This is a genomic window from Candidatus Synechococcus calcipolaris G9, assembly GCF_029582805.1.
Taxonomy (GTDB): Bacteria; Cyanobacteriota; Cyanobacteriia; order Thermosynechococcales; family Thermosynechococcaceae; genus Synechococcus_F; species Synechococcus_F calcipolaris.
Genome location: NZ_JAKKUT010000008.1, coordinates 311,714 through 336,584 on the forward strand (window position 1 = coordinate 311,714; position 24,871 = coordinate 336,584).

Annotated in this window: 23 protein-coding genes and 2 pseudogenes; 13 read left to right on the forward strand and 12 right to left on the reverse strand. The window is 47.3% G+C overall.

What is annotated here, in order from left to right; all coding sequences use genetic code 11:
* Positions 1–15: 15 nt before the first annotated feature.
* From L3556_RS15810 to neuB, 7 genes are all read right to left on the reverse strand, one after another.
* Positions 16–1,329, reverse strand: coding sequence for an N-acetyl sugar amidotransferase (locus tag L3556_RS15810; RefSeq protein ID WP_277868297.1), 1,314 nt, complete (start codon positions 1,327–1,329; stop codon positions 16–18).
* Positions 1,330–1,567: 238 nt separating this feature from the next.
* A complete protein-coding gene (locus L3556_RS15815; protein ID WP_277868298.1) occupies positions 1,568–2,395 on the reverse strand; it encodes an SDR family oxidoreductase in 828 nt (275 codons plus the stop codon).
* On the reverse strand, positions 2,392–3,096 hold the full coding sequence (locus L3556_RS15820) for an acylneuraminate cytidylyltransferase family protein (RefSeq protein ID WP_277868299.1): 705 nt from the start codon (positions 3,094–3,096) through the stop codon (positions 2,392–2,394). Before L3556_RS15820 ends, L3556_RS15815 begins: the two co-directional genes overlap by 4 nt.
* Complete coding sequence (locus L3556_RS15825) at positions 3,093–4,019, reverse strand: Gfo/Idh/MocA family protein (protein WP_277868300.1); 927 nt, start codon at positions 4,017–4,019, stop codon at positions 3,093–3,095. Before L3556_RS15825 ends, L3556_RS15820 begins: the two co-directional genes overlap by 4 nt.
* A gap of 8 nt (positions 4,020–4,027) precedes the next feature.
* A complete protein-coding gene (locus L3556_RS15830) occupies positions 4,028–5,074 on the reverse strand; it encodes a nucleotidyltransferase family protein (RefSeq protein ID WP_277868301.1) in 1,047 nt (348 codons plus the stop codon).
* Positions 5,067–5,717 carry an acetyltransferase gene (locus tag L3556_RS15835; protein ID WP_277868302.1) on the reverse strand — a complete coding sequence of 217 codons (651 nt, stop codon included), beginning with the start codon at positions 5,715–5,717 and terminating at the stop codon, positions 5,067–5,069. The genes L3556_RS15830 and L3556_RS15835 overlap by 8 nt, the downstream gene beginning before the upstream one ends.
* Positions 5,710–6,801, reverse strand: a complete 1,092-nt coding sequence (neuB, locus tag L3556_RS15840) for an N-acetylneuraminate synthase (protein WP_277868303.1) — start codon at positions 6,799–6,801, stop codon at positions 5,710–5,712. Before neuB ends, L3556_RS15835 begins: the two co-directional genes overlap by 8 nt.
* Before the next feature lie 501 nt (positions 6,802–7,302).
* On the opposite strand from neuB, the gene L3556_RS15845 reads away from it, so the two are divergent.
* From L3556_RS15845 to L3556_RS15860, 4 genes are all read left to right on the forward strand, one after another.
* Positions 7,303–8,772 (forward strand): SulP family inorganic anion transporter, encoded by a 1,470-nt coding sequence (locus L3556_RS15845; RefSeq protein ID WP_277868304.1) that lies wholly within the window; start codon positions 7,303–7,305, stop codon positions 8,770–8,772.
* Positions 8,773–8,807: 35 nt separating this feature from the next.
* Complete coding sequence (locus L3556_RS15850) at positions 8,808–9,671, forward strand: universal stress protein (RefSeq protein WP_277868305.1); 864 nt, start codon at positions 8,808–8,810, stop codon at positions 9,669–9,671.
* Positions 9,672–9,764: 93 nt separating this feature from the next.
* Positions 9,765–11,504 (forward strand): SulP family inorganic anion transporter, encoded by a 1,740-nt coding sequence (locus L3556_RS15855; protein WP_277868306.1) that lies wholly within the window; start codon positions 9,765–9,767, stop codon positions 11,502–11,504.
* A 36-nt stretch (positions 11,505–11,540) separates the two neighbouring features.
* Positions 11,541–11,981 carry a DUF4332 domain-containing protein gene (locus tag L3556_RS15860; protein WP_277868307.1) on the forward strand — a complete coding sequence of 147 codons (441 nt, stop codon included), beginning with the start codon at positions 11,541–11,543 and terminating at the stop codon, positions 11,979–11,981.
* Between the two features lie 104 nt (positions 11,982–12,085).
* Here L3556_RS15860 and L3556_RS15865 read toward each other — a convergent pair whose 3' ends face one another.
* The 3 genes from L3556_RS15865 to L3556_RS15875 form a co-directional block, all read right to left on the reverse strand.
* On the reverse strand, positions 12,086–12,295 hold the full coding sequence (locus L3556_RS15865; RefSeq protein WP_277866333.1) for a chlorophyll a/b-binding protein: 210 nt from the start codon (positions 12,293–12,295) through the stop codon (positions 12,086–12,088).
* 130 nt (positions 12,296–12,425) lie between these two features.
* On the reverse strand, positions 12,426–13,034 hold the full coding sequence (locus L3556_RS15870) for a nucleotidyltransferase family protein (protein WP_277868308.1): 609 nt from the start codon (positions 13,032–13,034) through the stop codon (positions 12,426–12,428).
* Entirely contained in the window at positions 13,027–13,968 is a 942-nt protein-coding gene (locus tag L3556_RS15875) for an XdhC family protein (RefSeq protein ID WP_277868309.1), read from the reverse strand. The genes L3556_RS15870 and L3556_RS15875 overlap by 8 nt, the downstream gene beginning before the upstream one ends.
* A gap of 74 nt (positions 13,969–14,042) precedes the next feature.
* Between L3556_RS15875 and L3556_RS15880 the strand changes: the two genes are divergently transcribed.
* Positions 14,043–14,870, forward strand: a complete 828-nt coding sequence (locus L3556_RS15880) for an FAD binding domain-containing protein (RefSeq protein WP_277868310.1) — start codon at positions 14,043–14,045, stop codon at positions 14,868–14,870.
* 49 nt (positions 14,871–14,919) lie between these two features.
* Positions 14,920–17,625, forward strand: a complete 2,706-nt coding sequence (locus tag L3556_RS15885; RefSeq protein WP_277868311.1) for a molybdopterin-dependent oxidoreductase — start codon at positions 14,920–14,922, stop codon at positions 17,623–17,625.
* Positions 17,626–17,643: 18 nt separating this feature from the next.
* Here the strand turns inward: L3556_RS15885 and L3556_RS15890 are convergent, their stop codons facing one another.
* The gene (locus L3556_RS15890; RefSeq protein ID WP_277868312.1) at positions 17,644–17,901 is read right to left on the reverse strand and encodes a DUF5340 family protein; all 258 of its coding nucleotides are present in this window, start codon (positions 17,899–17,901) and stop codon (positions 17,644–17,646) included.
* A 228-nt stretch (positions 17,902–18,129) separates the two neighbouring features.
* Here L3556_RS15890 and L3556_RS15895 point away from each other — a divergent pair, with 228 nt between their 5' ends.
* A complete protein-coding gene (locus tag L3556_RS15895) occupies positions 18,130–19,047 on the forward strand; it encodes a CoB--CoM heterodisulfide reductase iron-sulfur subunit B family protein (protein WP_277868313.1) in 918 nt (305 codons plus the stop codon).
* Between the two features lie 2 nt (positions 19,048–19,049).
* Here L3556_RS15895 and pheA read toward each other — a convergent pair whose 3' ends face one another.
* Positions 19,050–19,904: a prephenate dehydratase gene (gene pheA / locus L3556_RS15900; protein WP_277868314.1), complete on the reverse strand. Its 855-nt coding sequence runs from the start codon at positions 19,902–19,904 to the stop codon at positions 19,050–19,052.
* A gap of 288 nt (positions 19,905–20,192) precedes the next feature.
* On the opposite strand from pheA, the gene L3556_RS15905 reads away from it, so the two are divergent.
* The 6 genes and pseudogenes from L3556_RS15905 (at position 20,193) to L3556_RS15930 (ending at position 24,856) form a co-directional block, all read left to right on the forward strand.
* Complete coding sequence (locus L3556_RS15905; protein WP_277868315.1) at positions 20,193–20,639, forward strand: bacteriohemerythrin; 447 nt, start codon at positions 20,193–20,195, stop codon at positions 20,637–20,639.
* Positions 20,640–20,759: 120 nt separating this feature from the next.
* Positions 20,760–21,371 (forward strand): annotated as a pseudogene (locus L3556_RS15910) (GDP-mannose 4,6-dehydratase); the annotation flags it as partial.
* 1,011 nt (positions 21,372–22,382) lie between these two features.
* Positions 22,383–22,901 (forward strand): annotated as a pseudogene (locus L3556_RS15915) (GDP-mannose 4,6-dehydratase); the annotation flags it as partial.
* 9 nt (positions 22,902–22,910) lie between these two features.
* Positions 22,911–23,849: a GDP-L-fucose synthase family protein gene (locus tag L3556_RS15920; protein ID WP_277868316.1), complete on the forward strand. Its 939-nt coding sequence runs from the start codon at positions 22,911–22,913 to the stop codon at positions 23,847–23,849.
* Positions 23,850–24,195: 346 nt separating this feature from the next.
* Positions 24,196–24,477: a hypothetical protein gene (locus L3556_RS15925; RefSeq protein WP_277868317.1), complete on the forward strand. Its 282-nt coding sequence runs from the start codon at positions 24,196–24,198 to the stop codon at positions 24,475–24,477.
* The gene (locus L3556_RS15930) at positions 24,467–24,856 is read left to right on the forward strand and encodes a type II toxin-antitoxin system VapC family toxin (protein WP_277868318.1); all 390 of its coding nucleotides are present in this window, start codon (positions 24,467–24,469) and stop codon (positions 24,854–24,856) included. Before L3556_RS15925 ends, L3556_RS15930 begins: the two co-directional genes overlap by 11 nt.
* The last annotated feature ends 15 nt before the right edge of the window (positions 24,857–24,871 follow it).

The window sequence follows — 24,871 nt, forward strand, 5'->3', positions numbered from 1 at the left end:
TCTTTGTTGTTAAACTTAATGCCACACAGCGTGTCTTAATTTCCATTGTTGATTATCGAAATACCATAGATGTGGAGATCGAAAGGTATCAGTCAAAAACTGAAAATATTTACGATCCATGATTGGCTGCTCAAACATTTGACTTGCATAAGGAAACTCTGCTTCAGGCAAGCTTAAATAGCGAAAAATTTCATCAGCAAATCGCTCAGGAAATTCATGATCAAATCGTTTAACAAGGGCAATACCTTCATCACGATCAATATCACCGGATCGAATTTCTTGAGCTGCATCATAGGTTGCTCGTCCAATGCCAAATTTGATTCCCGTTGTATAGTAATGAAAATCATCAATACGATCGTCAATACTATTATATTTACTGTATGTACCTGGCGTTCGTTCAGGTGAAGCTTGAAATCCACCATTTTCAACGGCATAGTAGTAACAGCTTTGAGGATGCCATTTTAAGTAATATCCTAAATAATGAACTTCAATTTTCTTGTCAAGTAATTGATTTGGATCTGCTGGCAAGTAAGGCTGTAGGTCATTGTCTGTTAAACCAAATTTTTCCTTTAAGTCACTAATGGATACCCCGCCAAGAAAAATTTTAGATTGATCTGTTACTGAAAAATATGCCCAATCTCGCTGAGCATTATCTGTATCACTAATTGGATTACCATACTCTGCTTCATTTTCACCGTAAAAAACCAATGGAATGTTGAACAATAAAGCCATTTTAGGAGCCAATGATTTTTGCCCAAACATAAAGGCTTGAAAGGGGTGAAAGAGTAGCTCGGTAGATAATCGAGAGAGTAGCCGATGAACGCGCCCATTGGGTGTCATTAAGTAGTTATCAAAGCCAGCATGAATCCACGCTTGGAGGTTTTTCCATCCCCACTCAGTATAAATATGGGGAGACCAGGTAACGGTCAGGGGATGCATCCCATATTTATATTTCAATACATGAGCTGCATAAAAACTATCTTTTCCGCCAGAGCCAGGAACAAGGCAATCATAGCTCCCGTCATTTTTACGGTATTTATCGCATAATTCTTTCAGTTGAAGATCTCGATCGCCCCAGTCAATATCATTTTTCTTTCTTTTTGTATAATTACAGGCATCACAAATACCATTCTCATCGAAGTTGATGGTTGCTTTTTTTGTTTTTTGGGTATGTTGATATTCAACAGCAGAATTAGGACGTTGATTGGATATAACACAACTACGACAAAATTTTACCTCTTGAGGTAATCCATAAAAAGCTTTTAGATCTAGATTATCCTTGCAATAGTCATCTAGATCAATATTAGCAGGATAGGGAATAATATTCATAGTTTTTTGGCACGGTATAGTGTTGAATGATTGACAATGAAATGATTTTTTATGAGGCTAAAAAAAGTAGTAAATAATTTCAGAATTTTCATTACCTACGGACAAGTAATTAGGATAAACAAAATATTGTCTGCGACAGAAAAAGCGCAAGTATGTTAATATAATTAAACAATCTAAACACCAGAATACATCGATTTTTATTTTATTCATTATTGACATTTCTTATCCTTTGGAAGAACTACCAAATATTTAAACCACCATCCACAATAATATTCTGACCAGTAAGATAACTTGAGGCATCTGAAGCTAAATATAGTAAAGCACCAACCATCTCTGATGCTTGAGCCATTCTATTTAATGGAACGCGATGAGAGTAACGAAGTTTAAATTCATTATTTTGTCCACTTTCAACCCCCCCTGGAGATAAACTATTCACTCGAATTCCTTCCCTTGCCCAGTAGGTTGCCAAATACTTAGTCAGGCCAATTACTCCTGCTTTAGACACACTATAGACAGCAGGCGTATTTATTTCTCGTCCCATATATAATGATTTTTCATAAATTCGCTGGTCAGGAGCAATAACACCATAGATAGATGCTGTCTGAATTATACTACCTCCCTTCCCTTGCGTAACCATCTGCTTTCCAACAGCTTGGGCGACAAGGAACATTCCGTCTAAATTAACCGACATGATTTCACGCCACTGCTTAAGACTATATTCCTCGAATGAGGCAAAAAAGGCATCTAAATTATTAGACTTTCCTGCTGCATTATTATGCAGAATGTTAATTTCTCCAAACTTAGAGATGACGCGGCTAACCATTTCAGTAACAGAATGGGGATCTGATACATCACAAGCTATTCCAGTTGATTCAACTTCATATCTTTCCTTAAGATTCATTGCCAACTCTTGTGCTTTCAATTCTTGAATATCAATAACTGCTACTTTAGCGCCTGCTTCTGCTAGACCGGCACAAAAGTGTTGCCCTAATATACCTACACCACCTGTTACGACTGCAACTCGATCTGTTAAATCAAACGATTTAAGATAAGATATTTCATTCATACGCCAACACGTCTTCTTATAAGAAATTCAACAATTTCAAAGTCCAACTCAGTATCAATATCTATAGATCGCTCTTCTGGCATTACAAAAATTTGAGTATCTATATTAAATATTGTAGGGTAATTAAATAAAATATCACGCCTCCAAACGTAAACTGAAGCATTCATATCAAAACACGCAGGTGAGTCTTGACGGCGGATTATTGGCTTATTAAGTGACTTGACTAAACGAACAACGTTATTATGTCCTAATTCAACTAAATTGAAGTAAGGAGATCTTCTTGCTGGACTACCTGTAATAACATTACCTATATTCTTAGCTTCAAGTAGATTAACAGCACCTTTAATATCTTCTGGCAAACGCAATGGTGATGTCACGTCTAAATCAACAACTATATCTGTTTTTTGTTTACTTAGATACTCAACTGTTTCTACACAATGACGAATTGCATTTAACTTGGATGATGAATCAGTAGCAAGATTAGAAGGTCGATCTACAAGAATATTTACACCATAACTTTGAGCTATATCCAGTATCTTTTTTGAATCACTACTGACAGCAATTAATTCAAATAATTGAGATTTTATTGCCTGCTCTACAGTATAAGCAATCAAAGGCTTTCCATGTAAATCACGAATATTTTTATTTTTAACTCCTTTAGAGCCTGCACGAGCGCAAATTGTACAAATTCGTTGTGTCATTGTTTTATCCAAACACAGAACTTTGATGCTTTTTCAGATGCTTCTATTGTTTTCAAGGTTTCAACCGCTTGTTTGAAATCACATAATACATTATTTTTGTTTGAGACTATAGCTTGATGTTGTGCCCGATACGTCATATCTTTTTGCATAAATAATAATTTTTTTTCTTTACCATTGATACTAATTATATTATTTAATAAATCAATGTATATACTTTTATTATTCATATTGATAGATATTTCTCGGCGTGGTATCTTATCAAGATAGTTAAGATGAATAGAGATCATTGGACAAGACTCTGTTTCCATTAATATGGAATATCCATCTTCACTATCAATTTCAAGAGAACTAAATTTTCCACCAATAGCTGTTAGCCGTCGCCAAGCTCCAAACAACCAAAATACATAATCTAGCTCATGACTAAGATCTCTAAGGACACCTCCACCCTGTGAACGTTGAGCAGAGTAGCTTACTCGATAATCCCTATTTGTGCGCCAGTTTGGAAGGTATGATCCAACATAAATATGAACCATTAATACCTCACTTTTATCTAACTTATCATCTAGGATTTGTTTCAATTTTTGTAATAAAGGATGAAATCTTAGATTATAACCGACTATATCCTGATTGAAGTTATTAAAAGGAATTTCCAAACACTTGTCAAACAATGGTTTTTCTACCATAACTACGCCACGAAAATCATTAGCAACTAGACTTTTAATATCATTAAAATGCTCACTTGTACGACTAGCTACAACCACATAATTAGGTTGCCAATCAATTAAAGCTTGGGTTATGTTTTGAAAAGATGGAAAATAATTAATTGAGCGACGGCTGAATACACCAACTTGACACCCTAATTCAGTTAATAAACGAGCATGGCGTTGGCCAATCGAACCGTAGCCAATAATCAAAACTTTCATATAAAAAACTATTCTGGTTTATATTGAATTCGCTCGAGTTCTTTTATGTTTCCAATATCTAACCAAGATTCATGAATGGGATAAACAATGGTACTTCCTCCCTGTTCCTTTACGCGATTAAAAAGCATTGGCATATCACAGTACTCATTGACCTCTAAAACATCTAAAGCTTTGGGACTAAGTACATAGATTCCAGCATTGATATTGCTACGAATTACCGGTTTTTCCTCAAATCGCCTAATATTTATGCCTTCCGTATGAACAACGCCAAATGGATTTTGCCATTCATGTAATTGTACAGCCATAGTTGCCGTAGCTCCGTACCGTAGATGAAAGTCAAGCATTTGTCCATAATGAACGTCTGTTAGTATATCCCCATTGCTCACCAAAAAAGGTTGATTGGGTCGTGTGGACAAAAGACTAATTGCCCCAGCCGTTCCCAGGGGAGATTTCTCACGGAGATAATCAATTTTTACGTGCCATTGTTCACCATTGCCAAAGTAGTCTTCAATCATGTGAGCCAAGTAATGAACAGCTAAAATAAAATGCTTGAAACCCTCCCTTTTAGCACGCTCAATAATATGCTCTAGCATGGGTTTACCTTGTACAGGTAAAAGTGGCTTGGGGCAGTTTTCAGTGTGGGGCCGGAGCCGTGTTCCTTTTCCACCCGCCATAATGATCATAAGATTAGGGCGTTGGGGTAGAGTGAGTAGACGATCTAGTGAATGTAGACCAATCACCCGTCGCTGTTCATCCACAATGGGTAAGGAATGAATTAAATTAGTTTGCATCAGATCTAGGACACGATCGCGGGGCATTTGAGGCGGGACAACAAAGGGATGTTGATGAATAATCGGTTCAATTGAGCTATTTAAGCTAATTCCGCGTAATAGACCCCGGCGAATGTCCCCATCGGTAATTGTGCCAATCAACTGTTGCTCTGAATTGATCACCATCACGATTTGCAAGGTTGATTCATTCAGATTACAAATAGCCTCGTGAATTGTAGCATCTTTAGGTAAAAGTGCTTTTTTCCAGTTAATTATATTAGTCATGTTGGGTATTCACCCCAACTTTTTGGGCTGGGCTGCCAGCAACAATCCAATGTCTAGGAATAGTTTTGGGAACAACTGTACCAGCACCAATAATTGAGTTTGCACCAATATGTAATCCTGGCAAAGTGACGGCTCCGGCCCCGATAAAGGTTGATTGTTCTAAGGTGATATTGCCACAGAGAATAGCCCCTGGTGATATAAAACAGTGATCGGCAACGACACAATCGTGATCTACACTAGCACGGGTATTAACAACAACATCTTGGCCAAGGGTGACTCCCGCTTGCACGATCGCCCCCGCCATAATTTGGCAGGACTCAGCGATGTTCGTTTGCTTTGAAATGATTGCTGTGGGGTGAATCACAGAACTAAAGGTATATCCCTGGCTGCTCCACTTGATGAATAGTTGGCGGCGAGACGCGATTGAGGGATTTGCGCCAATGCCATTAACTAGATGACAGGTGGCCGGATCAATTGACTCCAAAACGCGATCGCCCCCCAAAACAGGAATATCATAAATCCTCTGCCCCACCTCTAACCCTGGATCTAAAATACCCGTAACTTGAACGCCGCTGGCTTGTAGGGCATCTAGGAGAACGCGGCCGTGGCCACCAGCCCCTAAAAGGTAGAGAGATTTAGCCATCGAGAACCTGATCAATTTCAAAATCTTCGGGAGCAATCTTCCCTACAGTTTGCCAGTACAAAAAAGGCGATCGCCCATGACCGGGACGTTTACAGGTAAGATTTTCAGGGGTAAAGTCCCCCCCCTTTTGGATAGACTGGCTGGCAACAATACTTTTACGGGCAATGTCACGATTTTTCCATTCCGATGGCTGAGGAGATTTCACCCCATCCCCCAAGCATTGCTCAATATCACGGATTTGTTGCACCATTTGTTTGAGTTCGTCTGGTTCAAGGGAGGCTTGGTGATCGGGGCCCGGTAGACGGCGATCGCTTGTAAAATGCTTTTCTATTATTTTAGCTCCTCGGGCAATGGCCGCAAGGGCAATATGGATTCCTTGGGTGTGATCAGAGTAACCTACGGGTAATCGAAAGGCTGAGGCGAGAGTATCCATCGCACATAGGTTTACTTCCGCAAAGGGAGCCGGGTATTCAGTAGTGCAATGCAAAAGGGTAACGCGATCGCCCAGTGCCGTTTGTCCCACATCCGAAGCAAAGGCCTGGTCAAAATCGCCCCGCCGTGGCAACTGTGTTTTCTCTGCAATAAACCCAAAGGCTAAAACACCCAGGGCAGCTTCCACCTCAGCTAAGGTACTCATGCCCGTTGAGAGAATAATAGTTTCGGCGGCACGGGCAATTTCCAGTAAAAAGGGCGCATTCGTAATTTCTCCAGAGGCTATTTTAACGGTCTTCAAACCAAAGGTCTGGGTAAGCAGGTGTAGGCTAGGCCCATCGAAGGGGGTCGAGAGAAACTGGATTCCACGCATCTGAGCATGATCAATGAGGTCTTGATGATCTCCGATGCTCAGTTCTAATTGGCGAATCATCTCTAGCTGACTTTCTTGACGATCCGTGGTTTGAATTTGGTAGTCTGCCTTTGGGGCATAACGACTGACTAATTGCTCTGCCTGAAAGGTTTGAAATTTAACCGCGTCAGCCCCCGCATCTGCCGCAATATCAATCAGTTCCTTAGCTAACTGGCGATCGCCATTATGATTAACTCCAGCCTCAGCAATAATGAATGTAGAGTGGGTTCCAAACTTCATTACAACATCCCATTACCGAATCCTATTACCGACAGAGAACCTAGGCTAAATGGCTACTTTTAATATTTTTAGGGAATTTCATTAGCTTATTGAACTTAACAAATCAATAACCCCTTATCCTGAACTAAGTTTAGCCTAACACTAGGTCAGCATTCCATTTTATATCAGAGTCATTTTATTCTCAGAGAACGTCGAAAATACATTTATCCTTTACCCAGACTGCGGTGCTGGGGACAGAGGCCATACAGTAATGAATAAAGGGATAAATTATATGATAAGATTTTCTTGCCTTAAAAATCTTTGTCAACCATTGTCGATCCATTGCCAATAGCCTCATGTTTATCTCTACAGCCCCCCTTCCACCTCAATCTTTTCTGCAAATCTGTCCACCCTGATTACCTGGGTGCTCTACAGACAAATACTGAAACTTGCTTTCCCGTTGATTCCCAGGCCTGATGGGTAAGGGATTGTTCGTGGACTACGTATATTTATGGAGTCAAATTGAATATTAAAACCTTAAAACGGGAATGGTTCTCCAATGTTAAGGCGGATCTTTTGGCAGGGGCCGTCGTTGGACTGGCCCTAATTCCCGAGGCGATCGCCTTTTCGATCATTGCCGGGGTTGACCCAAAGGTGGGACTGTATGCCTCATTTATTATTGCGGTGATGACCGCCTTTCTGGGGGGGCGACCGGGTTCTATTTCCGCTGCCACTGGGGCCATGGCTCTGTTGATGATTGATCTGGTCAAAGATCATGGGCTGGAATATCTTTTAGCAGCAACGTTTTTGACCGGAATCCTTCAGGTGATCTTTGGCCTACTAAAGCTGGGTCGTCAAATGAAGTATGTGCCTCGAGCCGTCATGATTGGCTATATCAATGCCTTGGCAGTGTTGATTTTCCTAGCCCAATTGCCCCAATTGATCAATGTGCCACCAGCGGTTTATGTACTCACGATTCTTTCCCTGGTGATCATCTACATTTTGCCCCGTTTCACGAAAGCGGTTCCCTCACCTCTGGTGGCCCTGGCCGTCATGACTATTGCGGCGATCGCCTTAAAATTAGAGGTTCCGACCGTGGGAGACATGGGGGAGTTGCCCGGTAGTTTACCCCTCTTTTCCCTGCCCCAAGTCCCCCTCAATTTAACGACCCTGAAAATTATTTTGCCCTACTCCCTCACCTTGGCGATTGTTGGCTTGTTGGCATCCTTTTTAACCGCCGCTCTAGTGGATGAATTAACCGATAGTCCCAGTGATAAAAATCAAGAAGCCAAAGGCCAAGGGATTGCCAATATTGTCACCGCTTTCTTTGGGGGAATGGCGGGCTGCGGCATGATTGGTCAATCGGTCATTAACGTGCAATCCGGGGGACGGGGACGGCTTTCGACCCTTGCTTCCGGTGTGTTTTTACTCTTTGCCATTTTGGTGCTAAAAGATTGGGTCAGACAAATGCCGATGGCGGCCCTAGTTGCCGTAATGATCATGGTGTCGATTGGCACATTTCGCTGGTCATCCATTCGAAATTTGCGCCGGGTTCCCCGCACCGAGGTGGTGGTGATGCTAACCACGATGTTTGTGACGATTTTTACCCGCAATTTTGCCCTAGGCGTTGCCACCGGTATTGTCATGAGTACGGTATTCTTTTCCCAAAAGATTGCCCTCCTAGTCGTTGTGGATAAGGTTTTAAGCGAAGATGGCAACCACCGCACCTATAAAGTTGCCGGACAGATTTTCTTTTTATCCAAAGAGGAGTTTCTGGAGTCCTTTGATTTTCGGGAACTGGTGGATCAAGTCACGATTGATTTATCCCAGGCCCATCTTTGGGATCAAGGGGCAGTGGAAGTGGTGGATAAAGCCGTGAGTAAATTCCGACGAAATGGGGCCGACGTAGAGGTGATTGGCTTAAATAAAGCCAGTGGTACCCTTTTTGATAAATTGGCCGTCCATAAAGGTTCAGTGGTCATACCGGACTAGCCTCATTTACGTTTTAATATCAGGACTTAACTTAAATGAAAAAGATTTTGATTTGTACCGATGGCTCGTCCTTTGCGGAAAATAGCTATCGTTATGGTGCCTGGTTTGCCCATCGCCTAGATGCCACGATTCATGTTCTCTGTGTGACGGATATTCGCAGTCAACAGGTGATTTCCACCGGAAATTTGAGCGGCAGTATTGGTATTGATGCCTCAGAAAATCTACTCCATCGATTAGTGGAACTGGAACACGAAAAAGCCAAGGTCAATAATCAGCGGGCTAAATTGATTTTGCAACAGGCAAATCAAGCCCTCCAAGGAGAAGGGATTCATCAGGTTCAGCTTTTCCATGAAACTGGATTTTTAGTGGATTGTTTTGAAAAATTTGAAGCAGATTCTGATCTCGTTGTTTTGGGAAAGCGGGGGGAAAATGCCAGTTTTGCCTCGGGCCATTTAGGAGCAAATTTAGAGCGGATTCTTCGTAGTAGTCATAAACCTTGCCTGGTGACATCACGTCAATTTACGCCCATCGAACGGGTTTTGATTGCCTACGATGGCAGTCCCACGGCCAAAAAAATGCTGCAATTTGTGACTCAGTCCCAACTCTTCCATGACATTGATCTCCATGTGATTACGATTGGCAAGGGTAACCAGGATGGAATGGCGATCGCCCGCTTGAGTGAAGCAGAAACCAGCCTATCCGCCGCCGGACTCAAGGCTATCTATCAGTTACTCCAGGGAGAATCCGAGAAAGAAATTAGCCGCTATAGCAGTCAGCAGGATATATGTCTCCTCATCATGGGGGCCTATGGCCATAGCCGCATTCGTCACCTCGTCATCGGCAGCACCACCGCCCAAATTTTGCGGAGCAGTCACATTCCTGTCTTAGTCTTCCGCTAGGTCAGGTCTTGGGGCTTCAGTCCTTGGGAACCAGCCATGACAATACTCAACTATTTCTAGGTTAAGAATTTCTAAGTTAAGAGAAAACTTACGATGTCTACATTAATCAATTCAATTCACTTTCGCCATTGGCGTGGCGATTTATTTGGGGGCGTAACGGCCGCCATTGTCGCATTGCCTTTGGCCCTGGCCTTTGGAGTTGCCTCCGGCGCGGGTGCCATTTCTGGTTTGTATGGGGCCATTATCATCGGTGCCTTTGCGGCTCTTTTTGGCGGAACCCCCACCCAAATTTCTGGCCCCACCGGGCCGATGACCGTTGTCACAACGACGGTGATTACAACCCTGATGGCCCGCTACCCAGACACAGGCCTAGCCATGGCCTTTACGGTTGTGATGCTAGGGGGCATTCTCCAAATTGTTTTTGGGGTGATGCGTTTAGGTCGCTACATTACCCTGATGCCCTATACGGTGATTTCTGGGTTTATGTCTGGGATTGGGGTGATCATTATTGTTTTACAAATTCCGCCCCTGCTGGGACATACCGGCCCGGGTGCGGTTCTTGAGACATTGCAAAAACTACCGTCCTATCTCCAGGAGCCTAACCTGGTTGCCCTACTTTTGGGACTGCTCACCTTAGGTATTGTGTTTCTATCCCCACCCAAACTAAATCGAGTGTTACCTTCGCCCCTGTTAGGTTTGGTGGCCATTACTCTGGTTTCTGTGATCTTTTTTGGCGATGCTCCCCTGGATCGAATTGGCCAAATTCCCAGTGGTTTTCCCCGCCCCCAACTGCCCACATTTCATTTGGCTGAATTAGGGGATATGCTCCGCTATGGTTTGATGCTAGGGGTTTTGGGGGCGATCGATTCCCTTTTGACCTCTTTGGTGGCGGATAGTATTTCCCACACCCAACACAAATCTGATAAAGAATTGATCGGCCAAGGCATCGGTAACTTAGTCTCCGGTCTTTTTGGCGGATTACCCGGTGCGGGGGCGACAATGCGAACGGTGGTAAATGTTCAGGCCGGCGGCAAAACCCCCCTCTCTGGAATCATTCACGCCCTTATTTTATTACTGGTGGTGTTCTGGGCCGGGCCCTTAACCGCCCAAATTCCCAATGCGGTGTTAGCCGGACTCCTATTAAAAGTCGGGATTGATATTTTGGACTGGGGTTTTATTAAGCGGGCCCCGCGTCTTTCAATCAAAGGCACAGGATTAATGTATTTGGTGCTATTTTTAACCGTATTTGTGGATTTAATTACGGCGGTGTTAGTGGGGGCATTTATTGCCAATATACTCACCATTAGCCGCTTAACAGATGTCCAGAGTGATAATATTCAAGCCATTACGGATCCCACGGACTCTAGTAATCTGAGTCCAGCGGAACAGGATATTCTCAGTGCATCCGGTGGCGATATTTTATTGTTTCAGTTAGGTGGGCCGATGAGCTTTGGGGCAGCAAAAAGTATTTCGCGGCGGATGTCCTTGGTCAAAAATTATCAGGCCCTCGTCTTAGATTTAAGTGAGGTTCCCACCATTGGAATTACCGCTGCTCTGGCGATTGAGTCCATTGTCCAGGATTCCCTCAGTCGTTCCCGAAATGTCTGGATTGTCGTCCACCCGGGACAGGTTAAAGATCGGATACAAGCTCTGGAACTCGAACGTTTTGTGAAGCCTCCTTTGACCACCGATAAACCTAGTACTGACAAAAAAGATATGCATAAACACAAAAAGGTCGGTGCGATCGCCCCCAAGCTGTATCAGGTTGAAAATCGCTTTTTAGCTTTACAGTCTGCATTGACATTAGTTCATCCCCAAGTGGGCGATCGCTGAGGATACTCTAAGCCCTCCGAGGACGTTATCAATCCTATGATCTCCAAACAGCCTATTTCTACTAAACAGCCCCAGGCAAATTGGCCCATTCATCAGCTACCGGGACTGAAAGAATCCGATGCTGAAAAGCTCGAACACCATGGTATCGAGACTACTCGACAACTGTTACAAAAAACCCAACAGCCCGCCGATCTGGAAACCCTTGCAGCCCAGCTACAGGTTCATCTTCCGCGCCTGAAAAAATGGCGGGCCATGGCTGACTTGGCCCAAATTCCATCGGTTGGCTGTAAATACTGTGGCTTACTTCCCCACAGTGGCATTGGCTCTAGGCAACAACTCGCTAAAATTCCGGTTCATCGCCTTCACCAGCAGGTTCTGCGTTTTTATGTGAGTAATATGCAACGGCGAGATCTGTGTCCAGAAGTCAGTCGGGTAGCAACCTGGATTGCCCAAGCCCAACGATTTCCCCACCCTTAGGTCAAAAAAAAGCCCATCCCCGTAGGGATAGGCATCAAAAAGAGAGATTAAAGGCTTTAACTCAATGACCGGCCCGACCGAGCCTCGTCAACCCATGGGCAAACCTAGAGACTGGTCAAAAAGCCAATGAGACCATGGCCCGTAATGACTTCCAGGGCCAAGAGAGAAACAAAGCCAATCATAGCTAGACGACCATTGAACAACTCAGCGTAGGGGGTAAAGCCAGACTGAGACTCGCTCATAACGTACATTTGAGGCTCGATGGCGAAATTGTTCATTTTCCCTTGGTCATCGATGATAGAACCGCTTCTCATAATGGTGCTCCTGTTTGTTGCGTTTTCTTTACCTTTCTTAATATAAGTTAACACTTAGTTTACAAAATTGCAAGGGCAGGCCCATTCGGCTATGGTGGTGGGTTAAAAAGAAGGGAATAGCCCCCATGTATCAGTGCTTTGTAAAAAATTGCACGATTTGACTATAGGTATCTGGGGTATTAGCATCCCAACCTAGACCCCATTCGGCCCTGCCGGGAATCGGCTCTATCTTGGAGCGGCTTTGGTGTAATAACTGCCGCAGGCCCGCTTGGCTCTCTCTTAAGTGCAACAACTGGTGACGCCATGCCCCCACGAAGACAAGGGGGTGATCCCAGCGGCCATTTAAGGTTGGAACCAAAAGGCGATCGCCCTGGGCAACACTAGCACAACGTAACCGGGCGTAAAGCTGGGGTTGGCGGGGTTGATCAATGGCCGAGATGAGAATTGCACGGGTTTGCTGGGGCACCGCTTGCACGCCAGCAGCAATAGAAGTGGTTTTGCCTTGACTAGGATCAGGATTGAACACTAAATAGTCCTGGGGCAAGGTTCGCTTTCCCCAGTCCCAGTTATGGGGGCCCAAAACAATTCGGGGAATCCATCCCGTAGTTGCCAGGGTCTCTAGCAGCCATTGACCTAGGGGCTGGCCATTGAGCCAAGGTAGAGCGGCTTTGTCCTGACCCATCCGTTGGGAGTAACCTGCCGCTAGAACGATCGCATAGGCAAGGGGGGGCTTAGTCATGGCCGCGCCAATGGCCAATCAACTCGGCCACAATACTGACCGCAATTTCCTCTGGGGTTTCTGCCCCAATTTCCAGGCCAATGGGGGCGTGAAGAATCTCCTCCGGCAAAGGACTCCCATGGTGCTGATCATAAACTTGGCGCAGAGTGCTAATGCGCTTGCGACTGCCTAAAATGCCCAGGTAATCCAACCGAGCAAAGCCATCCTTTAACTCGCCAAGGGTGTGCAGATCCTGGGGCAACCCCCGGGTCACTAAAGCCACCCAGCGCGGCCCCTGCCAGGCATAAAAGGTATCTAGGGCATGGCTCAGGAAAGGAAAACAGCGAGTGCCCTCGGGTAAGGCATCAGCAGCTAACCAGGAGGGGCGATCGTCATAAACGATCATTTGCCACCCTAAGCCACTGGCCAAATGGCTAAGGGCACGGCCCACATGGCCAGCACCCACCACTAGCAATACCGGCGGTGGCCAGAGCTGCTCAACAAAGAACTCTTGAGAGGGAAAGGGGTCTTTGGCTGTCAAGGCAATGGGAAACTCTCCGTGCAATTGGCAAACTATGGGTACGGCTTGCCCTTGGCTTAACTGCTGGTGAATGTGCTTAATCGTAGAGACTAGGGTAAAGGTTTGGGCATCCAGGTACTGCACCCAAAGTCTCATGGTGCCACCACAGATACCATCCCGGAGCTGCTGGGGATTCCCCCAAAGATCAATGTCCAAAACCTGGGCTTTGCCAGTTTGCATTACCTGTGCTGCTGCCACTATGACCTTAGCTTCGGCAGCCCCACCCCCAATCGTACCTACCCACTGGCCGCTGGGGGTGATTAGCATTCGCGCCCCTCCTTGACGGGGGGTTGACCCCTGGCTGGTTACTACCGTAGCCAGTGCCACTGGCCCCTCTGCTAGGGCAGTTGCCAAGGCCTGCCAGAAATGAGTCATAAACTTTTTATTAAAATCTCGAAAATGATTTAACTTTTGCTTATTCTAAGTACAGCTTAACAAATGGTATTGTGATGGATCTCAATACGGTGAGCCGGGTCGTACAGCCGCGCACCCTGGCAGAAGCCCCGTTTCCCTGGTCGTCTGATATGGCTTGGCTGGCGGGGGGCACTTGGCTCTTTTCTGAGCCTCAAAGCCATTTAACCACCCTAGTGGATTTGCGTAGCCTCAATTGGCCCGATTATGAATTAAACGAATCGGGGCTGACGATTGGTGCTACCTGTGCGATCGCCACCTTGGCTGGGATGTCCCTGCCCACCCACTGGTCTGCCGCAGAATTGGTTCCTGTCTGCTGTCAGGCTTTGCTGGCCTCGTTTAAGATTTGGAACGAAGCTACAGTGGGGGGCAATATCTGCTGTGGCTTGCCCGCCGGCTCTATGATTACCCTGAGTGTGGCCTTAGATGGAGTTGGCACCCTCTGGGGCCACGGCGGGCAGAGGCGTCAAGTGGCCATTGCCGATTTTATTACAGGTGAAGGACAAAAAGATTTGCACCCCGACGAGGTCTTACGCAGTATTCACATTTCTGCCTCGGCCTGGCAACGGCGTTATACCTATCGTCGTTGTGCGTCTGGAGAGCAGGGGCGATCGATGGTGTTTTTAGTGGGGACGGTTGACCCCACCACTGACGAATTTGTGCTAACCCTTACCGCCGCAACTCAGCACCCCATGCAATTACGCTTTCCTAGTTTGCCTTCCTGGTCAACCGTACACAAGGCCCTAGACGAGCAAATTCCCTTTACCCTTTACCTCGAAGATGCCTATCGCTGCGCTACCTACCGCCAGCACATGACGTACTATTTTGCCGAACAAATTTTGGCAGAGTTGGCAGCGGATCCCTAGGGGGAATTGTTGCTGTGGTTACCCTAGTGTTTAAGGAGTATCTATCCCGATGCAATTTGAAGTAAATGGTAAGGGTTTTGCCGTAACCCCCACCAGTGGCCAGTGTCTACGCACCTTTCTGCGGGAACTGGGCTTTTTGGGGGTAAAAAAGGGATGTGATACCGGAGATTGTGGTGCCTGTACGGTTTGGGTAGATGGTAAACCCATTCATAGCTGCCTTTACCCGGCCTTTCGCGCCCAAAATCGCCACATTACGACCATTGAGGGGCTAGGTTCCCAGCAGCAGTTGCATCCCCTCCAACAGGCCTTTTTGGCTGCCCAGGGCTATCAATGCGGGTTTTGTACCGCTGGGATGTTAATGACCGCTGCCAGCCTAGAGTCCCTCTCCGGCGATGAGTTGCCCCGCTTGATGAAGGGAAGTCTGTGCCGCTGTACGGGCTATCGAGCCATCCAGGATGCCCTTGAGGGGATTGCCAACGTGGAAACGGAGCAGCCGGGCCAAGGGGTGGGAGCCTGTGTGGCCAACCCTTTAGGGCCAAGCATTGTCACTGGCCAAGCCCGCTATACTGCCGATGTGGCCATTGAGGACTTGCATTACTTAAAGGTGCTGCGATCGCCCCATGCCCATGCCCGCATTCTTAAAATTGATAAAACCCAAGCTCTAGCATTACCAGGGGTGCGGGCCATTTTCACCTGGGAAGATGTTCCGCGCAAGCGTTTTACCTCTGCCACTCACCACGATTACCGCGTTGATCCCGACGATACCTACGTTCTCGATCAAATTGTGCGCTTTAAGGGCCAGCGCATTGCTGCCGTTGTCGCCGACAGTGAAGCCCATGCCGAAGCAGCGGTGCGGGCCCTAGCCGTAGAGTATGAGATTTTTCCCGCTGTTTTTGATGCTGAAACAGCCATGGCTCCAGGAGCACCTATCCTACACCGGGACAGCGGCCCCGAATCTCGGATCATGCGCCCCGATCGCAACATTTTTGCCGAAATTCATGGCGAGCAGGGCAATGTGGCCGAGGGGTTTGCCCAGGCTGCTTATCTTTACCAAGACACCTATCAAACCAATCGCCAGCAGCATGTTCACCTAGAAACCCACTGTTCTGTCAGTTGGCTAGATGACCAGGGCCGTTTGCATGTGCGCACCTCTTCGCAAACGCCGTCCCTCACTAAGGAAAAGCTGTGTCATATTTTTGATATTTATCCAGAAAAAATTCATGTCTTTAGTGAGCGGGTTGGGGGAGGCTTTGGCGGCAAGCAGGAGGTTCTCACCGAGGATCTGTGTGTCTTGGCCACCCTAAAAACAGGGCTGCCGGTTAAGTGGGAGTTTACCCGCCAAGAAGAGTTTATCGGTGGGGTGTGTCGCCACCCCATCAAGATTGATGTCAAGCTCGGGGCAGATGCAGCAGGTTACCTAACTGCCATGCAGGTGCGGGTGGTTTCCAATACCGGGGCTTACGGCAACCACGGCGGTACGGTTCTATTTCGCTGCCTTGCTGAACCCCTTTCGATCTATAACTGTGCCAACAAAAAGGGAGATGGCTACGCCGTTTATACCAATACCCTGCCTTCGGGGGCATTTCGCGGCTATGGAGCTGCCCAAATGTGTTTTGCCCTAGAGTCGGCCATTGATGAACTAGCCAAGCTAGTCGGAGATACCCCCTCGATGTTCCGTCACCGCAATATGATCCATCAAGGGGATGAAATTAACAGCATCTATGAAGGGCCCCATGACTTAGATTTCAATAGCTATGGCCTGGATCAATGTGTGCAGTTGGTCGAGAGTGCCCTCCACAGCGATCGCGGCCTGGCGAAACCAGCCGAAGAAGATTGGTTAGAGGGGCGAGGCTGGGCCATGAGTATGGCGGAAACAATTCCAGGAGAGCACCGCAGCGAAGCCCACCTTTGGTTGCAGCCCAGTGGGGATTACCAGTTGGCCATTGGCTCCGCTGAGTTTGGTAACAGCATCATCACAGCCCACCGCCAGATTGCAGCCACCGTCTTGGGAACAACCACGGGCCAAATTGACAGCCTCATTGCCGATACCGATCGCGCCCCCTTTGATAGCGGCACCTTTTCATCTACGGGGGTACCTGTGGCTGGTAAAGCGGTGGAGCTAGCTGCCCGCGCCCTAAAGAAGCAACTGTTAACCTGTGCCGCGAAGCACTGGCAGGTGGACATGAATCAGTGCTCCCTTGATGCAGAAGGCGTGTACTGGGGCGATCGCCGGTTGGCCTTAACGGAGCTTTATACCCTAGCCCAACAGCAGGGCCATAAGCTGGAGGCCTGCCGCAAAGCCTACGCCACGCCGCGATCGGTCTCATTCAATGTACAGGGGTTCCGGATAGCCGTCCATCGTATTTCCGGCGAGATTAAAATTCTGCACAGCGTTCATGCTTGTGATGCGGGTACAGTCATTAACCCCATGCAGTTGCGGGGACAAGTTGAAGGCGGCATTGTCCAAGCCCTTGGGGGGGCCTTGCAGGAAGAATTATTGCTAGATGAAACAGGGGGCGTTCGCAATGCAGCGATTCGTACCTATCGCATTCCCAGTTTTCCTGAAGCACCCCGAACAGAAGTCTTTTTTGCCCAAACCCAAGAATTAACAGAACCTTTTGGGGCCAAGGGAATAGCCGAAACCTCCTTTGACCCAGTGGCACCGGCCCTAGCCAATGCCCTAGCCGATGCAACCGGCGTGCGCTTTCCCCGCTTGCCGCTTCGTCCCGATAAACTCTATGAGTCCCTGATATAGCGATCGCCGCTGGCAGGCTTACTTAAGTTGGGGAGATTGAGTCAAAGACCAGTGGTAGTCAATTTCTCCACCCTTGCGCTGCCACTCTTCCTCAAGCTGTTTTTGTTGAGATAACGCCTTCCGTAATTGGACAATGACCCCTTGGACTTGAATATAGGCAGAACTACGAATGTCTAAACTCGGCAATGACACTTGCTCTAAAAGCTGTAGGAGCAGTTCATAGTGAACATGGGACGGCAGGGAAATTGGTAATTCCGTTGATTGAGATGGGCGCACTAGAGAGTGAACCTCCGGGAAAAAAGAATGGAGAAGGCTGATATGCTTTTCATTTATATCATTATGCCCAATAATTCTATGCCCAATGATCAAGTCCGTTAAGTTTAAGGCTTGAGAATTTTCCGGCTGAGAACTGTGACATCCCAAGCACCCATGGTAGTTCCATCAAGCAAGCGTATAAAATAACGTTCAGTCCTAGAATATTCAGCCCTTGGGGAAATGCACCTGATGCTCAGTCAAACTCGCCTCCGTTATGCCTACTATCCAGGCTGTGTAGCCCAGGGGGCCTGCCGGGAATTACACCTGTCTACCCAGGCGATCGCCCCCCTCCTAGATATGGAGTTAATTGAACTGAAACAGGCATCTTGCTGTGGTTCGGGCACATTCAAGGAAGATTCGTGGCTTCTGGAAGATACGGTCAATGCTCGGAACATTGCCCTAGCGGAAGAGCTAAACTTACCCCTGTTAACCCACTGCAGTACCTGCCAGGGGGTGATTGGCCATGTGGATGAACGCCTTAAGGAGGCCCAAAGCCAACGACCAGAGTATTTGGCTCAGGTTAACCAGTTATTGGACGAGCAGGGGTGTCATCCCTATCGGGGTAGTACGGACGTCAAACATATTCTCTGGGCGATCGTGGGTGATGTGGGACTGGAGACCCTAGGGAAAAAAGTTGTCCGCTCCCTGACCGGCCTGAAATGTGCCGCCTTCTATGGCTGTTATCTACTGCGAAGTCAAAAACAACTGCCCTTTGATCATCCCATTCATCCCCAGTCCTTGGAAAATGTCTTTGAGACCCTAGGGGCCACCCCGGTGGACTACAACGGCCGCACCCAATGCTGTGGTTGGCCCCTGTCTAGCTACGCCACGGAAGAATCCTTTCGCATGGCAGGACTGCGCCTCAAAGCAGCGATCGCCGCCGGTGCCGATTGTATTGTCACCCCCTGCCCCCTCTGTCATCTAAATTTAGATTCACGCCAACCGGAAATTGCAAACATTATGGGTGAATCCCTCCAGTTACCTATTTTGCATTTACCCCAATTGGTGGGGTTAGCCCTAGGGTTAGAACCAGCCCAATTAGGCCTGGGTAAGCACGTTGTCTCCACCCAGTCAGTTTTAGCAAAGCTTAAAAACTATAACGCATAGCTCTAAATATATAGATAATGATAACTGCCAAAAATCTTTAGAGTGTCCGTATAGGCCGCTAGTGCTTCTACGCCCTCAGCAATGGTGGCGGCGCGGCCATTCACCTCGAGATCTAGGAAAAATACATAATCCCCTAAGGCCCGCTTACTGGGGCGGGATTCAATACGAGAAAGATTTATTTGGCGATCGCCCAACAGATTCAGGGACTTGACTAGGGAGCCGGGTTCATTGGTCTTGAGACTAAAGGCCAGGGAGGTATGGCTATCATCCGGCCCCGGTAAACCATCCCCTTGACTGCGGCTGAGAATCCAAAACCGGGTACAGTTGTGGGCAAAGTCTTGAATATCCGTCGCTAAAATTGGCAGATTATGGAGAGAGGCCGCCCAAGGGGCCGCGATCGCCGCCGCAGTGTTATCCTCCTGAACATAGACCAAGCCTTCAGTAGTGGAGGTCATTAACCGTTGCTCGGCCCAGGGTAACTGTTGTTGCAACCACTGTTGACATTGACCCAAGGCTTGGGGATGGGAGTAAATGATTTTAATCTGCTCTAGACCCGTAGCATGGGTAATGAGGGTGTTGGCAATGGGACGAACGATGGCATGTTGAATGTGAAGATCCGGCCCCTGCCATAGGGCATCTAGGGTCATATTCACACTACCTTCCACAGAATTTTCACTGGGCACAATGGCCAAATCTGTCTCGCCAAGGGCAAGGGCCTTTAACGTGGCGGGAATACTTGAATAGCTGTGTAATTCAACTGTTTGATCCTGTGTTTTAGTTAGCCATTGGGCACAAGCTTTGGCCGCTTCTTCGCTGTAGGTTCCGGCTGGGCCTAGATGGGCAAGGGATAGGGCCATTAAGATATTGACAACCTATAAAAACTATCACCGTAATTATATCCAACCCACAGATAGGGCGATCGCTAAAACAGACCTGTGTTCTCATTAGTGTTATCATTAGTGTTATCATTAAAGAATAAATAAGATTGACGACAGCAATTGATGAAAAGTTTTACTATTCCCAAAAAGTATTGCGCTGTCCCATCAACCATTTGAGTTAAGTTAAAGCCGTTTTAGTCTATACAAGATTCTGAGCAACAGGAATCCGAAAAAACATTCTGGTAATGAGGTACGGATATGACCGATATGGATCATTTAGCATGGCAAGACCAGTATGCCTTAGGCCATGGTGAAATTGATCAACAGCATCGAGCACTGCTCAGTTTATTAAGGCATCTCAGACAGGCGATCGCAACCTCTGTCGATTCCACCACTATAGAAAACAGCCTTCAAGAAATCGTCAATGAAACCCTGAACCACTTTCGGGATGAAGAGAAACTGATGGGGGGCAGCAACTACCCAGGGTATTTGGGACACAGGGCAGCCCACCAAAATCTTGAGGCAGCTATGGGAAAATTAGTTGCTACCTTTGAGGCAGATCCAGCTAGCTTTACCCTAGAGACAGTCGCAGCCTTGGGGGAACTTATCTTGCACCATATTTGTGAAGAGGATCAACCCATGGTGCAATTTCTCAACGCTCCAGATGCCACAGCCGCTACTGAAGGCAAATTGACCGCCGCCAGCCTTTTCTAGCGGTTTCGTCCTAATTGGAGATATTTCTTAGATATTGGCGGATACGGGCGCAGTTTGGGCCCATAATATGGCAGACTTTTGAAGAACATTACGTCATCCTACTCGTCGTTAAATTTTTCCATGACTCAACCGAAGCGTGCATTAATTACGGGCATTACTGGCCAAGATGGCTCTTACTTAACGGAATTGCTGCTCGATAAGGGGTATGAAGTCCATGGCATTATCCGACGCACCTCCACCTTCAACACCGATCGCATTGATCACGTTTACGAAGACCCCCATAAAGAGTCTGCGAAGTTATTACTCCACTACGGTGATTTAACGGACGGAGCCACCCTGCGGCGCATCTTAGAAATGGCTCGGCCCGATGAAATTTATAATTTGGGTGCCCAATCCCATGTGCGAGTGAGTTTTGATGCCCCAGAATATACGGTGGATACCGTTGCCATGGGTACATTGCGGCTTTTAGAAGCAGTGCGGGATTACCAACAGCGCACGAGCATTCCGGTGCGATTTTATCAAGCGGGTTCCTCCGAGATGTTTGGCCTCGTCCAGGCAGTTCCCCAGAGTGAAACCACACCCTTTTATCCTCGCAGTCCCTACGCTTGCGCCAAGGTCTATGCCCACTGGCAAACGGTGAACTATCGGGAAGCCTACGATATTTTTGCTTGTAACGGTATTTTGTTTAACCATGAATGCGTCACGGCCGAAACGCCGGTCATTATCCGCAAAGATGGCCTCATTGATATTGTGCCCATTGAAGATATGGTTCCCCATCGCACCAGCGCGGAACATGGTCATCGCTACACCACGGATGTGCCCCTAGGCGATCGCTTTCAGGTTTGGGATGCCCAGGGCTGGACAGACGTGACCTGCATGACGGCAACCTGGAATGGGGCCAAACAACGTGCCAATAAGCAGGTGCATCGAATTGCGGCCCGGGGAGCAATTTATCAGGCCACCAGTGAGCATCAGGTTTTTATCCAAGGGGAAAATGGAGCGATCGCCCAACCCGCAGGAGACGTTAAAGTTGGTGATGCCTTGGCATTGATTGAGTTACCCCCAGCAACGGAGCAGCTAGATTTAACCCAGTCTGAAGCCTGGTTGCTGGGCATTTTAGCGGCGGAGGGTTATGTTACCGAAGAGGGCAAGGTGACTGCCACCAATCAAGATGAGACCCTCTTAGGACGGATTGGGGCAACGTGGCGGAAGGTTACCGGGGGCTACTGCACCCACCATCAAACCCAAAGTGGTTTTGAGAATGGCCGACCCGTCATCCAACTCCACTTGAATGGAAATCGGGCCTATGGTCGCTATATTCGCGAATCCCTTTATACGCGGTCAGGTTACAAACGCATTCCCAAACGAATTTTGAATGGAGGGGAACCAGAGCGACTTGCCTTTCTAGAGGGGTTTAATGCTGGGGATGGTCTGAAAAGTACCCCCTGTACCTACGAATTTCAAGGATTTCGCACCGCTTCAGCCGTGATGGCAGCCGGACTGTACTGGCTAGTGACGACCACACTTCAACAACGGATTACCCTGTGTACCGAGGATCGGGATGGGCGATTATACTACCAACTCAATCTCAATTCCCCGGATGTTGTTGGTCAACAGGGACAACATTTACGCAAGCCTACTGAGGAAGTAGTAAAGGCAAATCCTATTGATTACGATGGCTGGCTCTTTGATTTTGCAACCACCTCAGGAACCTTCCATGCTGGGGTGGGCCAAGGTTGGATCCACAATTCACCGCGACGAGGGGAGACCTTCGTTACCCGCAAAATTACCCGCGCCCTCGCTCGGATTGTGTTTGGTCTACAAAAGAAAATTTACCTGGGCAACTTAGATGCCAAGCGAGATTGGGGCTATGCCAAGGATTATGTTGAGGCCATGTGGCTGATGCTGCAACAGGAACGGCCCGATGACTATGTGATTGCCACGGGGGAAACCCATTCCGTGCGGGAGTTTTTAGAGACCGCCTTTGGTTTGGTCAATCTCAACTGGGAAGACTACGTGGAATTTGACCCGCGTTACCTGCGCCCAGCGGAGGTGGAGCTTTTGATTGGGGATTCCAGCAAAGCTCAAACCCAATTAAATTGGAAACCCTCGGTGACATTTAGGGAATTAGTAAAAATCATGGTGACAGCGGATCTGCGGGCGGTGGAGCGGTCTAAAAATGGATCATCTACCGATGAAAATACGCCGGAGTCAGTTCTGGATATTGTGGCCAGTCGTCAACTCATTAGTAAAGCTGACTAACCTAAACCTATGCGTAATCTCTCAGATACAAAGATTTTGGTGACGGGGGGGGCTGGATTCCTAGGGCAGCAGGTTGTCGCCCAATTACTTCAGCAGGGAGCAACTAAAGAAAATATCACCCTTCCGCGATCGCGGGATTGGGATTTACGCTCCCTGGAGGCCTGTCAACAAGCGGTTCAGAATCAAGATTTAGTCATTCACCTAGCAGCCCATGTGGGCGGCATTGGCCTCAATCAAGCCAAGCCAGGGGAACTGTTCTACGACAATTTGATGATGGGGGCCCAACTGATTCATTCGGCTTACCAGGTGGGGGTGAGGAAGTTTGTGTGCGTGGGTACGATTTGCGCCTACCCTAAGTTTACTCCGGTCCCCTTCAAGGAAGCGGATCTCTGGAATGGCTACCCAGAGGAAACCAATGCCCCCTACGGAATTGCTAAAAAAGCCCTTTTAGTGCAGCTTCAAGCCTATCGACAGCAGTACGGGTTTAATGGCATCTATCTATTGCCCGTCAACCTCTACGGTCCCCGTGATAACTTTGATCCGAAAAGTTCCCATGTGATTCCGGCTCTGATCCGCAAAGTCTACGAAGCCCAACAACGGGGCGATCTCACCCTATCTGTCTGGGGAGATGGCAGTCCCACCCGGGAATTTCTCTATGTGGATGACGCGGCCCGGGGGATTGTCACCGCGGCGATCGCCTACGGGGGAGCCGAACCGGTGAACTTAGGAACCGGCGAAGAAATTACCATCAAAGATCTGGTGATGCTGATCTGTGAATTAATGGAGTTCAGGGGTGAAATTGTCTGGCAAACCGATAAGCCTAATGGCCAACCCCGGCGGTGCTTAGATACGGAGCGGGCAAAGGACTATTTTAACTTTGAGGCGGAGGTCTATCTACGGGAAGGGTTAAGGCGCACGATTGAATGGTATCGTCAAAACCCGAGTTAGGCGGCTTCAGCTATCGGTAAGGCTTGGTAGGAAAGTATTCTGAGTGAGAATATCAGGTAGTCGTAGGCTCCTTCTAGAAGCTCCATTGATTCTGACCCGACAGCTAATTTTTTATTGACTAAAATGGGAATGCACTTCACGACCGATCAGTAACTATGTTAGAAGATAAACAAAAGAGAATAGTGGTTGCACCTCAGCCATCACTGGTTTCACACTCTTCACTACCACCTAATCGCGTTATTAGTGTTGAGCTAGAGGATGGGGAGGATGTCGAATGGATGTGGATGGCACTACCTGACGGTACAAAGTACGTCAGTGGATATACCATTGTCAAAAAATAAAGCAGATGGTTCTAGCGCAGTGCATTGCTGCGATTATCTACGATCTTAAGGACGATAGAATGAGAGTCTCCATTATCAATGAAGTGATCAAGCAGCTAGAAGTAATGCCGCAGCACCTACAACAACAAGTGCTTGAATTTACTCAAGCGTTAGCAACATCTGAAGTTCGAGGAACTCCAGGGCAACAATTGCTATGTTTTGCAGGTTCAATCCCTCCAGAGGATCTCCAATTAATGCGTGAGGCAATCGAGCAAGATTGTGAGCGGATAGATATTGATGGGTGGTAGGTTTTTGCTCGATACCAACATCGTTATTGCACTTTTTGCAGACGAGGTGATCGTCAAAGACAATCTTGCTCAAGCTAGTGAAGTTTTCATTCCAAGCATTGTCATTGGTGAGCTGTGTTATGGAGCCAGAAAGTCAGGACGAGTTAAAGCAAACTTAGCAAGAGTTGATAAATTAGTTGCTGGTAGCACAATATTGGTATGTGATGCTGAAACGGCTCAGCAATATGGCGAAGTTAAGAATAACTTGAGGCTCAAGGGTCGCCCACTGCCTGAGAATGATGTCTGGATTGCAGCCCTTGTCCTACAGCATGATCTGATTCTGATAACACGAGATAACCATTTTCAAGAAGTGGAGAATCTGCAAATCGTAGTGTGGTGAGTAAAGCCGCCGCAT